This window comes from Agrobacterium larrymoorei (genome assembly GCF_037722385.1).
Classification (GTDB): Bacteria; Pseudomonadota; Alphaproteobacteria; order Rhizobiales; family Rhizobiaceae; genus Agrobacterium; species Agrobacterium larrymoorei_C.
Genome location: NZ_JBBKAQ010000004.1, coordinates 302,620 through 314,813, shown reverse-complemented (window position 1 = coordinate 314,813; position 12,194 = coordinate 302,620). Strand labels below are relative to the sequence as shown.

16 protein-coding genes and 1 pseudogene are annotated in these 12,194 nt (G+C 58.6%); 7 read left to right on the top strand and 10 right to left on the bottom strand.

What is annotated here, in order from left to right:
- Window position 1 precedes the first annotated feature (1 nt).
- The 3 genes and pseudogenes from tnpC to WKI41_RS09655 all read right to left on the bottom strand — a co-directional run bounded on the left by tnpC (window position 2) and on the right by WKI41_RS09655 (window position 2,356).
- A pseudogene (tnpC, locus tag WKI41_RS09665) lies at window positions 2-1,591 on the bottom strand (IS66 family transposase).
- A 73-nt stretch (window positions 1,592-1,664) separates the two neighbouring features.
- On the bottom strand, window positions 1,665-2,009 hold the full coding sequence (gene tnpB / locus WKI41_RS09660; RefSeq protein WP_340193257.1) for an IS66 family insertion sequence element accessory protein TnpB: 345 nt from the start codon (window positions 2,007-2,009) through the stop codon (window positions 1,665-1,667).
- Window positions 2,006-2,356: a transposase gene (locus WKI41_RS09655; protein WP_340193256.1), complete on the bottom strand. Its 351-nt coding sequence runs from the start codon at window positions 2,354-2,356 to the stop codon at window positions 2,006-2,008. Before WKI41_RS09655 ends, tnpB begins: the two co-directional genes overlap by 4 nt.
- 160 nt (window positions 2,357-2,516) lie before the next feature.
- Here WKI41_RS09655 and WKI41_RS09650 point away from each other — a divergent pair, with 160 nt between their 5' ends.
- From WKI41_RS09650 to WKI41_RS09625, 6 genes are all read left to right on the top strand, one after another.
- Entirely contained in the window at window positions 2,517-2,834 is a 318-nt protein-coding gene (locus WKI41_RS09650) for a hypothetical protein (protein WP_340193255.1), read from the top strand.
- Window positions 2,835-2,982: 148 nt separating this feature from the next.
- Window positions 2,983-3,204, top strand: coding sequence for a hypothetical protein (locus WKI41_RS09645; RefSeq protein WP_340193254.1), 222 nt, complete (start codon window positions 2,983-2,985; stop codon window positions 3,202-3,204).
- Complete coding sequence (locus tag WKI41_RS09640) at window positions 3,191-3,778, top strand: lysozyme (protein ID WP_340193253.1); 588 nt, start codon at window positions 3,191-3,193, stop codon at window positions 3,776-3,778. Before WKI41_RS09645 ends, WKI41_RS09640 begins: the two co-directional genes overlap by 14 nt.
- Entirely contained in the window at window positions 3,775-4,158 is a 384-nt protein-coding gene (locus WKI41_RS09635; RefSeq protein WP_340193252.1) for a hypothetical protein, read from the top strand. Before WKI41_RS09640 ends, WKI41_RS09635 begins: the two co-directional genes overlap by 4 nt.
- Complete coding sequence (locus tag WKI41_RS09630) at window positions 4,103-4,402, top strand: hypothetical protein (protein WP_340193251.1); 300 nt, start codon at window positions 4,103-4,105, stop codon at window positions 4,400-4,402. Before WKI41_RS09635 ends, WKI41_RS09630 begins: the two co-directional genes overlap by 56 nt.
- Window positions 4,399-5,013: a hypothetical protein gene (locus WKI41_RS09625; protein ID WP_340193250.1), complete on the top strand. Its 615-nt coding sequence runs from the start codon at window positions 4,399-4,401 to the stop codon at window positions 5,011-5,013. Before WKI41_RS09630 ends, WKI41_RS09625 begins: the two co-directional genes overlap by 4 nt.
- Before the next feature lie 75 nt (window positions 5,014-5,088).
- Here the strand turns inward: WKI41_RS09625 and WKI41_RS09620 are convergent, their stop codons facing one another.
- Entirely contained in the window at window positions 5,089-5,661 is a 573-nt protein-coding gene (locus tag WKI41_RS09620; RefSeq protein WP_340193249.1) for a DedA family protein, read from the bottom strand.
- Window positions 5,662-5,745: 84 nt separating this feature from the next.
- Here WKI41_RS09620 and WKI41_RS09615 point away from each other — a divergent pair, with 84 nt between their 5' ends.
- A complete protein-coding gene (locus tag WKI41_RS09615; protein WP_340193276.1) occupies window positions 5,746-5,997 on the top strand; it encodes a DUF2256 domain-containing protein in 252 nt (83 codons plus the stop codon).
- 14 nt (window positions 5,998-6,011) lie between these two features.
- Here WKI41_RS09615 and WKI41_RS09610 read toward each other — a convergent pair whose 3' ends face one another.
- The 6 genes from WKI41_RS09610 to WKI41_RS09585 all read right to left on the bottom strand — a co-directional run bounded on the left by WKI41_RS09610 (window position 6,012) and on the right by WKI41_RS09585 (window position 12,160).
- Window positions 6,012-6,398 (bottom strand): ACT domain-containing protein, encoded by a 387-nt coding sequence (locus tag WKI41_RS09610; RefSeq protein ID WP_340193248.1) that lies wholly within the window; start codon window positions 6,396-6,398, stop codon window positions 6,012-6,014.
- 23 nt (window positions 6,399-6,421) lie between these two features.
- Window positions 6,422-7,687 (bottom strand): acetylglutamate kinase, encoded by a 1,266-nt coding sequence (locus WKI41_RS09605; protein ID WP_340193247.1) that lies wholly within the window; start codon window positions 7,685-7,687, stop codon window positions 6,422-6,424.
- Between the two features lie 193 nt (window positions 7,688-7,880).
- On the bottom strand, window positions 7,881-9,200 hold the full coding sequence (locus WKI41_RS09600; protein WP_340193246.1) for an ABC transporter substrate-binding protein: 1,320 nt from the start codon (window positions 9,198-9,200) through the stop codon (window positions 7,881-7,883).
- A gap of 95 nt (window positions 9,201-9,295) precedes the next feature.
- Window positions 9,296-10,144 carry a carbohydrate ABC transporter permease gene (locus tag WKI41_RS09595; protein ID WP_296076324.1) on the bottom strand — a complete coding sequence of 283 codons (849 nt, stop codon included), beginning with the start codon at window positions 10,142-10,144 and terminating at the stop codon, window positions 9,296-9,298.
- Complete coding sequence (locus WKI41_RS09590; protein WP_296101181.1) at window positions 10,144-11,067, bottom strand: carbohydrate ABC transporter permease; 924 nt, start codon at window positions 11,065-11,067, stop codon at window positions 10,144-10,146. The genes WKI41_RS09595 and WKI41_RS09590 overlap by 1 nt, the downstream gene beginning before the upstream one ends.
- On the bottom strand, window positions 11,060-12,160 hold the full coding sequence (locus WKI41_RS09585) for a sn-glycerol-3-phosphate ABC transporter ATP-binding protein UgpC (protein ID WP_340193245.1): 1,101 nt from the start codon (window positions 12,158-12,160) through the stop codon (window positions 11,060-11,062). The genes WKI41_RS09590 and WKI41_RS09585 overlap by 8 nt, the downstream gene beginning before the upstream one ends.
- Between the last annotated feature and the right edge of the window lie 34 nt (window positions 12,161-12,194).

The following is a 12,194-nucleotide window of genomic DNA, read 5'->3' as shown; positions in this document are numbered from 1 at the left end:
TTCAGCGCGTGTAGTTCCACGGCATGAGTGCATCGAGATCGCTGCTGGGCCAACCATTGGCTATGCGCTCGAGTGTCTGGGTGAGCCAGGCTTGCGGATCGACATTGTTCATTTTCGCTGTTTGAAGGAGCGTGGCAATTGTCGCCTAGGTCCTTCCACCTCCATCACTGCCGGCGAAGAGGCTGTTCTTTCTCGTAATTGTCTGGGGCCGGATTGCACGCTTGACTATGTTGTTGTCGAGCTCGATGCGGCCGTCGGTGAGAAAGCGCTCGAAGATGGAGCGACGCGAGGTGGCATAGCGGATCGCCTCGGCCAGCTTCGATTTGCCAGAGATCCGCGGTAGGGTCTTCTGCCAGAGGGCGAAGAGCTCCGTGACAACCGCAGCAGATGTCGCCTGGCGCGCGGCGACACGGGCGTCAGGGCTTTGCCCGCGAGCTGTTTCTTCCACCTGCCAGAGCTTCGCCATCAGTTCCACCGTTTCGGTGGCGATCTTGGAGCTGTCTGAGGCGTGGAGCTCGTAGAACTTGCGCCTGCTATGGGACCAGCAGTAGGCCAGCATCACGCCGTCATTGCCTCCGTCAGATCTGGCAAGCTTGTTATAGGCACCATGTCCGTCAACCTGCAGAATACCGCGATAGCCACTCAGATGCCGGGCGACCCGATCGCCAGCACGGCTATCTTCGAAGCGATAGGCAACCATCGGCGGGCTACTCCCACCGAAGGGTCTGTCATCACGGGCATAAGCCCAAAGCCAGGCCGTCTTGGCCGATCCGGATCCGGGCGCGAGTGTGGGCAACGTCGTCTCGTCAGCGAAGATACGCTCAGCCTTCTTGATCTCGGCGAGGATGTAGTCGGCCAGGATATCAAGTTCAAAGCCGAGCTTACCCATCCATTGAGCCATCAGCTTCCGGTCAAGCTCCACCTTGTCGCGGGCATAGATTGCCTCCTGCCGATAGAGCGGAAGGCCATCGGCATACTTCGAGACGGCGATCTGCGAGAGAAGCGCTTCCGTCGGAATGCCCGCCTCGATAATGTGTGCGGGTGCGGCAGCCTGGATGACGCCGTCTTCATTTTTGAAGGCATACTTCGGTCGGCGTGTGACGATGACGCGGAACTTCGCTGGCACGACGTCAAGTCGCTCCGAGACGTCTTCTCCGATCAGCACCTTCTGTTTGCCGACGTGTTCGGGCAGTTCATCCGGCTCGATCACCACTTCGACCCGCTCAAGATGAGGAGCAAAGCCCTTGCGCGGTCGCGGCGGACGCTTTTCGGTATGGGCGGCACCCTTGTTCACCTTGGCTCGGATCGCCGCGATGCCGGTTTCGATTTCCTCGAAGACAAAGGCCTGCTGCTCATCATCGATGCCTGCAGAGCCCAGCTTTTCCGATCGTCGGCCGAAACGGGCACGATCGAAGGCTTTCAGGATCTGGGTCAGTCGTTCGATGCGTTCATCAGCATCGGCGTTTCTGGCTTTCAGGTCTGCGACCTCGCTCTCAAGAGCATCGGTGCGCGCTGCCTTCTCGGCCATGGCAAGGACCATAGCTTTCAGGGTCTCTATATCATCCGGGAGTTGCAGATCGGGCGGCGTTATGACGTCTACCAGAGCATATTTTTCTCCGGTTTTCCTGCCCTTTCAGGCGGTTGATTCACTTTGCCGCAGGCATTTACCCAACAATCTCCGACGGCTTCACCGCCACCGAGCGCACCCGTTTCCAGTCCATGCCGTCAACGAGCGCCATGAGCTGGGCATGGTTGAGCTGGACTCGGTTGTGGCCTATCCGCGGCCAGCAAAACTGCGACTTCTCCAGCCGCTTGGCGTAAAGGCAGACACCTGATCCATCCCACCAGACGATCTTGACCCGGTCGGCCCGTTTGGCCCGGAAGACATAGAGCGAGCCGTTGAACGGATCACTGCCGGCATCGCGCACCAGCGACAGTAAACTGTCTGGCCCTTTGCGGAAGTCGATGGGATGGCTGGCGAGGAAAACCTTTACACCCGCGGGGATCATGCTGAGCGAACCGCCCGGATCACGCGCTGCGGATGCGCTTCTTCGACATGCCGACCGGCCCGTACGACGATACCGTTAATAACGATTTCGACGACGGGGTCGGCTTCAGGTGCGACGCTCTGCGGATCGATTGCCGCTCGTGCTTGTCCAGGCTCATCAGTGCCCAACAATTCCCTACGCCAGCGGTAGAGTTGAGATTGCAATATCCCGATCTGCCGCGCCACTGCCGACATGTTCACACCAGGCTGACAGGCCTGCTCAACTGCCGTGGCCTTGAATTCGTCGGACCAGAACCGCCGCAACTGTCGCGGCGAGCCCTCAAGGCGATCGGGTACCGCCTCAATCATTCGCATCAACCCAAGGCTAGCCGCAGGTCTACATAGATCCTCACATCCAAAGAACTCGTATGCCCGAAATACCTCACTCAGCATCAGACCCGCCAGATGGGGCCTCCTTGCCGCTTACGATTTTCCTAAGTCCGAAATCGCCCAAAGTGCTGAGAAATCGATGTTTAAGAAGGAGGCAACTTGGGCTGAGCTCGCTGAAGACGTCGGTTCGACACTGATGGATAATCCTGTCGGTGTACTGTCTCTTGTGGCCGAAAATATAGGTGAGGAAGCTCTGCCAGTAACGGCAGCAGTTCTAACGACTGCCCTCACAAAGAATCCCAACGCTGGTGCGGCCATCGTGCTAGCCGGAAAATATGGTAACGAGCGTTACAATTCTTCAGCAGAATACCTCCAAGAAAAAGGTGTTGATCTCAAAAATCCCGAGCATGTCGATAGGAACGTCGACGACAGGTCTTGTCGATATAGCGGCTTCTGAGTGGTGGGTGATCCTAGATAGAGCGGCTACGTGGCGTCAGCCCCTCTATGCGTCTTACTTTGCCTTGAAGGCAATGATCCCTGTTCCTACCGACTATGCCATCAATCCCGCTTATTGGCCGTAATCCGACGTCATAAGAAGAAATCCCATGCTCATCACGAACTGGTGGCAGGTGCTGAAACGCGCCTGGTCCATTCGGTGGATTGTGCTTGCCGGGCTTTTGTCCGGGCTCGAAGTCTTTCTGCCGATTATCGATGGTTCTGTCGATATTCCGCGCGGGCTGTTTGCCGCGCTCTCGGGGGCCGCGACGTGCGGTGCCCTTATCTCGCGAATTCTTGCTCAGAAAGGTGTATCGGATGCCGATCAATAGGATTGTGCCGACGCGGCGGGGGCGGGCGGCTGTTGCGGCTGTGCTCGCCAGTGTCGCTGCTGGCGGCTATGCCGCTTATGACCGATATGCTGTGACGGCAAAAATGGACCCTGCGGTCATTCTGGCGGTAGAGAAGGCGATCATTCCCTGGGAAGGGCTGGTTCTCAAGTCCCACTGGGATCCTTTCGCGAAAATTTGGGATATCTGCTATGGCGAGACCAAGGGTGTGGGGCCTGGCATGACGAAGACGAAGGCGCAGTGTCGCGATATGCTGCTGCGCCGGGTGCATGACGATTATTATCAGCCGGTCATGCAATGCTCGCCAAACCTTGCGGCGGCACCAATAAGCGTTCGCGCTTCGATGATTTCCGGTTCTTATAATTTTGGGGTGGGGGCCTGGTGTCGGTCGACGGCGAAGGCGCGCATCGAGGCGGGAGAGTGGCGGGCGGCGTGTGAGGCGCAGACGGCGTTCAATCGGGCGGGCGGGCGCGTCGTTCGGGGGCTCGTCAACCGTCGTGAGATGGGGGACGCGCAGCGTATCGGTGAAGCCGAGCTCTGTGTGAGCGGTCTATGAGCATGCTGTTTCCGACTTCGCTTTTGGGGCGCATCGCCGCGTTCCTCATCGCTGTCCTGCTGGCCTTCGGCGGCTTTCGGCTGTGGCTTTACTCACATGATGCGGCACTGCTGAAGGGTTATGTGCTGCTTTCGGAAAAGACGGCTGCCGACGCAAAGGCGGCAGAGCTGGAGCGCCAGCGTAACGCAGCGGCGCAGGCGCTGGAGGATTATCGCAAGCGTGCGGTGGCCGATGCTCTTGCGCAACAGAAACGCCAGGCTGAACTGGAAGAGGCGATCCGCAATGACAATCAGACAATGGATGATGGCGATTATCGCTGGAGCGATGCTGATCGCCTCTGGCTGTGCCGGCAAAGAGGCGCGGCTGATTGCGGCCGCTGATGCGAAGGGCAGGATTGCTGCCGGTGTGCACCTGCCGGATCTGCCTGATGAATGCCGCCAGCAGATGGAGCGGGTGATCCCGAAATACGGGGTCGAGAAGCCGCGCAACACGCAACTGCGTTGGGAAGTTGCCGCCGATCTGACCGACAGGCGAACAGGGCGCTGCGCTTCCTTTTATGACGGCGTGAAGACGCGCTTCGATGTGCCGAAACCACAAGGTGCGCAACGGAGCATCGGGCAATGACAGGACTTGAAGAGATGAATGACCACGAAGCCCATCGCACCTATAGCGATGCTGCGACCGCGCAGCTTGGCGAGCGGGTGACCAATCTCGGTCGCCGTCAGAGCGATCTTGAGACCGAGATGCGATCTGGTTTCAAGCAGGTGGAAAACACCATGTCGGCGATCGCCAACGAGATGCGGACATCGATCTCTGGCCTGTCCGCAAGCCTTGCGGAGCGTAGCCGCACGCAATGGCCGGTCGTGTGGTCGGCTGTCGGGGTGTCATTCACGATTTTGGCGGCGCTCAGCGCTTTCGTCTATGGCACGCTCAGCAAAGACCAAAGCCGGCTCGATACCGCGATCCTTAAGAACTCCGAGCTTGCGCAGACGGCGGTTGCGAAACTCGCCGATACCACGCAGCAAAGCATCATCGCGATGACGGAGCGAATGGTGACGCGGCAGGAGATGGAGTGGCGCCAGCAGCGAAGCTCTGAAGATCGGATGCGAATTGAAGCCGAGGTCAAGGATTTGCGCGGTGCGCAGGTTCCTCGGGCTGAACTCGACCGAGCCTTTGCCGGATATGATCAGCGCTTCAAGGATCAGCAGCGTCAGATTGACGAGCAGCGGCGGTAGATTGGCACTGTCGAGGTGCCTGTGCGCTGATGGCCCACTCCATCTCTTTATATCTCTTGCGCTATAGCGCGCCGCCTATGTCTTCTCTGAGGACCGCAAATAATGGTGCGCGCCGAAAGCAATGGCGGCGATGATGAGAAGGGCGGGAATGATTGCGAGCGCCATGTGATGGCCAAGCCCGAGCCTTCCGATCAGGGCCTCGATTGCCTGGCCTAAACCATAGCCGACGGCGGTGATGACTGCGCCCCAGGTGGCGGCAGAGACCAGGTTGATGGCAAAGAAGCGAAGAGGCGAAATGGAAGAGAGGCCGATCGCGACGGGGCTGATGGTGCGGATGCCATAGACGAAGCGGAAACAGAAGATGAAGGCGTTGGGGTGCTTTTCAAGCCACGATGTAACGCGCGTCATGGCGGGTTTCGCCGTCAGGCGTTTGACGGCTTTGACACCGCTCGCATAACGTCCGAGGTAAAACAGAATTTGATCCGCCAGGAACGAGCGCACCGCCGCGGCGACCGCAGCCTGCCAGTAGGGAAACATGCCCTTGTGGGCAAGTACGCCACCCAGAAACGCCACCGTCTCTCCCTCAACGCCTGAGCCAATCAGCACGGCTGCGATGCCGTAATCGGTGACGAATTGTTCAAAAGCCATGATGTCTTCCAGGTGATCGGTCGATGGTAAGACTGTCATGAGGCATAATTGGTTGCCACCAAGTTTTGATAGCGGGTGAAATTCATGTGGGGCTGCGGGGATCCACAGCTCATGATCCAGTTGGTAGTCCCTGCCCTAAGCTGGAGAAAGCTCAGAGGCTTCCCAGTGCCGAAACAACGCAAGAAATCGGAATTGCCATCCAAGATATGCCCGGTTTGCGGGCGGCCCTTCGTCTGGCGGAAAAAATGGGCGAAGGACTGGGAGAACGTGAAATTTTGCTCTGAGCGGTGCCGCGAAGCGAAGCGAGGCGTCGCTACTGATCTCTCGCCTGGTTGAGAAGCTGCTTGCACTTACGAAACGAAGCGATGTCCTGCCTCTTCGAGGAGCCGGGCTGCTCTGTCCCCCTCCTTCTCCGGCACAAGAATATGCTCGCCGTCAAAGGTGCAAAGCACGAAGACGCCGATGCCTTGCTCGGAGATCGGCTGGATCAGTGATTGGAGAATTCCCGTAGCATTAAACGGGATCGGGCCGAGGCTGCGGAAGCAACGCCAGTTCGGCTCGGCTTCGACCTCTTGCGGCACACGGTCCTGAAGGCAGACAAGGGTCAGTTCGTCGTCGCTTCTCACCATGGCGGAAAAGCCGGTGCCATTGAACCATTGGGGGATGGAAGCATCAGGGGCAAGCCGCGCGACGCTATAGGTGCCGGAAACGATGCGTAAGTTTATGGCGGGCGGCATCTCGGTTCTCTTCATGATTGCGGCTAAGCGTCGATCAAGGTCGTCGGGCGAACTGCGCAATGGGCGACGCATTTCTCGATCTGCGCAAAATCCGTCAGGCCGCACCAGAACACTTTCCAGCGTTCCTGTTTGAAGCAGCCATCGGACTGGGCGTAGTAGAAGATGTTGACCTGGTTGTTGTGGCGCGAGCGCCAGAAGAGTTGCGGTGTCTCTTCGCGCATGACCTTCCAAACCGCACGGCCAAGCCCTTCTCCCTGCGCTTCGTCCAGCACGGCGAATTTGTCGAGATAGGGCACGCCATCCTCTTCTGTCATGATGATCGCGGCGCGGTAGTGCTCGCTGATGTAAGCACGAAGCAGCCGGGTGCGCTCAAAATAATCATCGACGATGCGGCGTCCGAAGCTTGATTCAATCAATGCTCTCAAGCGGGTCAGGTCCAGCTCGTCCCATGATGTGGCGCGCAGCACCCGTTCACCGCGTCGGATCAGTGTGCCTGAACCCTTATGGGTGAAAAGCTCTTGCGCCAGGTTGGCTGGGTTGGTGATGGAGATCGAGGATTCCATCGGCAAACCATCGAGTAACTGCTTCATCCGCTCGATCTTGAAGGTGAAGCCGCTGTCCGAATACGCCTTTTCGGCGAACTGGTCGTATTCGGTTGAGAGGTTGATCGAGTCGATCCTGCGACCATTGTCATGGCGCAAGCCGCCCAAGCTTGTGAGAAAGATCACCTTGAAGGGCTGTAGCGCGCGCACGAGTTCGCTTGTCGCGTCATCGCTGCCGATCTCTGCCATCTGGCCAGATAAGCTTTCGCCAACGCTACTGATGACGGGGATCGATCCTGCATCGAGACTGGCTTCGACGGACAGCAAGCTGACTGCGGTGATTGTTGCTAGGCGAGAGCTGGCGTTTTCGATCGCAAATACGCCTGCGGTAATCGAGGTGGCGCGCGTGCCTTGCGCCTGCAGCAATTGAACGAGCTTCAGGTTCGTCTCTTGAAACGTCTGCCCTGCGGCTCTGTCTGCCATCTTGTGCGTGGCGCGTTCATCTTCTGCAAGAGAGTGACTGCCCAGTAGGACGATTGGCGTTAGCCCCACTTGCTGGAGAAACGACAGAGACGAAGCGGTCTCCTCTGCCTCCTGCTCATTGTCCAGGATAGTGCTATCGATGTTGACGACCGCGAAGCGCTTGGCATCGAGCTGAGAGAAGCGTTTCAGATATTGGTCGATCTCCTTGGCGCTTGCCATGGTGGAGAGGAGACGCACGATTGTCTGGCGGGTGTCGCTTTGCATTCTCGGCACGGTCGTTGATGGTTTCGGGCGATGAAGTAGGCTTCACCCATAGGACCAAGATTGTCCTTTTCCAAATCATATCGACCATGAGGGCGAAAAAGAGAGCGGTGTGCTCATTAAAAATCTCGCGCCTCGCCCCCGGGAGGGTAGGCGAGGCGCGAGAGACCGCAGCAAAGAGGCTGCAGTCTGCTGATCAGAGGTTGGCGAGAAGCTCGTTGACGCGACTTTCCATGTCGGCCAGCGCGGAATCCACGTCCTTCTGGCCGCTGATGGCCGCGCTCATTTCCTCACCGACAATATCCTGAATGGCGAACTGGCGCTGGACGGCAGAGGGCAACGGCTTGCCGAGCGTGGCGATCGGCGCAATCGTGTCGCGATGTGGGAGCGCCTTGAACTCGGCGGATTCGATGACTGCCTTGTAAGCCGGCAGGTGACCGGTGCGAGACCACTCGAAATCATTATCCGCAAAGAATTTGAGGAACTTGGCGATTGCCGCTTCCTGCTCAGGCGTGCGATCTTTCTTGGAGACCGCCCAGCTGTGGCCATCGGCATATTGGGCCTTGGCGCCTGGGAAAAGCTGCGGATAGGGGTAGACGGCATAACCGCCCTTGTTGAGCGCCGTGCCCGGCTTTTCCGACTGGGCGTTGTAATCGCCGACCACCCACGTGCCGTTCAGGTGCACGCCGCCTTCACCGGCCAGGAACGCGTTGATGGAACCGCCGTAATCCAGATCCTTGGTCGTCTCGTCCTTTTCGAAGATTGTCTTGTACATCTCCACGATCTTGCGTGCTTCCGGCGTGTTGAACTTCACCTTCTTCGGATCGGCGAAGAAGTCGGAATTCTGCTGGAAGAGATAGGTGTAGAGATTGCGGGCATAGAGCGCCGTCTCATTGGCGAGGTTCTGGACGAAATAGGGCTTGCCGGTCTTCTGCTTGAACTGCTCGGCCTGGGCCAGCAACTCTTCCGGCGATTTTGGCAGGATCGGCGTGCCATCGGCATTGACGAGGCCTGCGGTTTTGAACAGGTCCATGTTGATATGATAGAGCATGGTCCAGTTGTCGATCGGCAGGCCGTAGATCTTGCCGTTCTTGGTGACACCTTCCTTGGCGGCGTCGGTAAATTTGTCCGGCGTCACGCCGACCGTCTTCAACATGTCGTCGAGCGGGACCAGCAGATCCTTGGACTGATAGTCGGACAGGACAGATTCATGGATGGTAACGATGTCCGGTGCGTCGCCCGAGGCGAACTGAGCGGTCAACTGGTCGTAGCCCGGCCATTCCACCGTGGTGACATTGATCTTGATATCGGGATTGTCGGCGGCGAATTTGTTGATCATCGAGGTGATGATGCCGCATTCGCCCACCGCCTTGCTGACATCGGTGTTCTTGCCAAAGTCTGCATCGCAAGCGCCGAAGAAGCGCTGCACCTGCAATTCGGTCTCGGCAAAGCTTGGTGATGCGACCAGCACCGCGGCTGCGGATATGGTGGCGAGAAACAATGTCCTCAAAGTCATGATAGTCTCCTCCTCCTCAGGTTTTGCCGTCGTCAAACGAGCGGCGTTTTATCCTCATTCGTTCAGGCTTTGCCTCTCTGCCTGAGCGTCATGCATCACCGCACCGCCGCCCCAGATACGGCAGTGACGATATATTTCTGGAAAAACAGATAGATGATCAGGATGGGGGCGCCGGCAAACACGGCCTGCGCCATCAGAAAGCCGATGCCTTGCGACTGGGCAAAATTCATCTGCGTCGAGGCGATGCCGACGGTCAGCGTGAACATTTCCTTCTTCGTTGCCGAAATCAGCGGCCAGAAGTAATCGTTCCAGGCACCGAGAAAGGTGAAGATGCCGAGCGTCGCCTGAGCCGGCACTGTGAGCGGCAAAAGCACCTTCCAGAAGACGCGGAAGCGGCTGGCATTATCCAGGATCGCCGCCTCGTCCAGTTCTTTCGGAATGGCGCGGAAGTATTGCGTCATCAGGAACACGCCGAAGGCGGAAGAAAGACCCGGCAGGATCAGCCCGGGATAGGAATTGTGCAGGCCAAGCCAGCTGAAAATCTGGTGGCGGGCAATCAGCACCGCCTGTTCCGGCACGGCGAGACCCAATAGCACGAGGACGAATAGCACGTCGCGACCGGGGAAGTTCAGCCGGGCGAAGCCATAGCCCGCAAGCGAGGATAGGATCAGCGTCATGATCGTCATGCCGCCCGCCACCACGATGCTGTTGAACACCCAGAGGAACACGCTGGAGGTGCCGATCGTGTCGATATAGTTCTTGATCGTGTAGGGCAGATGGAAGACCGAATGCGGATCGACCATCAGCGCATTGTTGTCTTTCAAGGACAGCGCGATGACGTAAATGACAGGCGCTGCCATGACGATGGCCAGAAGGATGACGAGGCCGTAGAGAACGCGGTCGCCGAAGGATCTGCCGATGATGTTGGAGTTTTGCGAAGCCATCACACATCTGCCTTTCTGCGGGACACCAGAAATTGCACCATGGCCGCGATCAGGATCAGCACGAAAAGCACTTCGGATGCGGCGGCACCGAGGCCAAGATCCCAGCGGCGGAAGGCGGTTTCGTAGATATAGAAGACGATCGGCTTGGTGAGGTTGTTCGGGCCACCGCGCGTCATCAACAGCGCCTGGCCGAAGAGCTGGAACTGAAAGACGATCTGGATGATGACGACGAGCACGAAGGTGCGCTTGATCGAGGGCAGGGTGATGGACCGCAGCGTCTGCCAGCGGTTGGCATTATCGAGGGCTGCGGCCTCGTAGATATCCTGCGGGATCTGTTGAAGGGCCGAGAGAAACAGCATCATCGGCAGGCCGATGCACCACCAGACGGTGGCGATAGCGATGCCGATCATAGCAAGGCTCGGGTCCGACAGGAAGGCAGGGGCACGAGCACCGAACAGGCCGAAAATCATCGACAGAAGGCCGATATCGGGAATGTAGACGATCCGCCAGATCAGCGTGACGATGGTGACGGAGAGAACCGACGACGAAAAGAACAGGCCTCTGAGAACGGCGGCGCTGCGGGTGCGCTTGTTAAGGCAGAGCGCCAGAAACAGGCCGAGCAAGGCCAGCGACGGGACGGTCAAGAGAACGAAATAGAAGGTGTTCCAGATCGACTGCAGGAAGATCTTGTCATTGAACAGGCGGACATAATTTCCGAGGCCGATGAAGCGGCCGGAGGAGAATGTATCCGCCTTGTGGAAGGACAGCCAGATTCCCCAGAAGAGCGGAACGACAAGCAGCGTGACGAAGAAGACGAGATAGGGCGCGACGAAGAGGAAGTTTCGCCATTGCGGCGCGTAGATGTCGACGCTCTTTCTTCGCTTGATTGGGGCTGTATTTGGTGCAGTCAGTGCTTCAGCCATGACCCACCTCCCGCGCATGCCAGGCGCGACCCGATGCATCGAAGAGATGCGCCTTGGCGCTATCGAAGGAGAGGGCCACCCGGTCGCCGACCGTCACACGGCTATCGCCGCTGTCGGAGCCGACAAGCTGCTGGCCGTCGGCAAGGCGCACATAGACCAGCGTGCGCTCTCCCAGCCGCTCCACCACATCCACAAGGCCTTCGGCAGAGCCGCTGCCGGGTGTGGTGATGCGCACGTCTTCCGAGCGCAGGCCGAGTTCGAATGCGCCGGGCTCGATGCCTGCGGCGGGAATGGCGGTTGCGATCTTGATGCCGGAGGCGGTTTCGACGCTCACCAAGCCAGCATCCGTGCCGATGGTGACGGGCAGGAAATTCATTGCCGGGGCACCGACGAAGCCGGCGACGAAGCGGCTGGCGGGACGATTGTAGATCTCCATCGGAGTACCGATCTGCTCGATCTGCCGGTTGTTCATGACGACGATTCGGTCTGCCAGCGTCATGGCTTCGATCTGGTCATGGGTGACGAAGATCATCGTCGATTTTAGCCGCTGGTGCAGTTGGGCAAGCTCGATGCGGGTGCGGGTGCGCAGTGCCGCATCGAGGTTGGACAGCGGCTCGTCGAAGAGGAAGGCCTTTGGCTCTTTCACGACGGCCCGACCGATGGCGACACGCTGCCTCTGGCCGCCGGACAATTGCCCGGGTTTGCGCTCCAGCAGATGGCCGATCTCCAGCATGCGTGCGGCTTCGGCAATACGGGCATCGATGACGGAGCTGTCGACGGCGATGTTCTTCAGCCCGAAGGCCATGTTGTCGCGCACCGTCATATGCGGATAGAGCGCATAGGACTGGAAGACCATGGCGACGCCGCGTTTGCCCGGTGGCTGGTCGTCGATGCGTTCGCCATTGATGCGGATTTCGCCGTCATCGACACTTTCCAGCCCGGCAATCATGCGTAAAAGCGTGGACTTGCCGCAGCCCGAAGGGCCGAGGAAGACGACGAATTCATGCGCCGGAATGGAGAGCGACAGCCCTTCGAAAACGGTCAGCCCGCCGAACTGCTTGCTCACATTGTTGATATCGATACTTGCCGTCATAGTGTCTCCTCCCGTGACCCGTCTGGCGATGCCG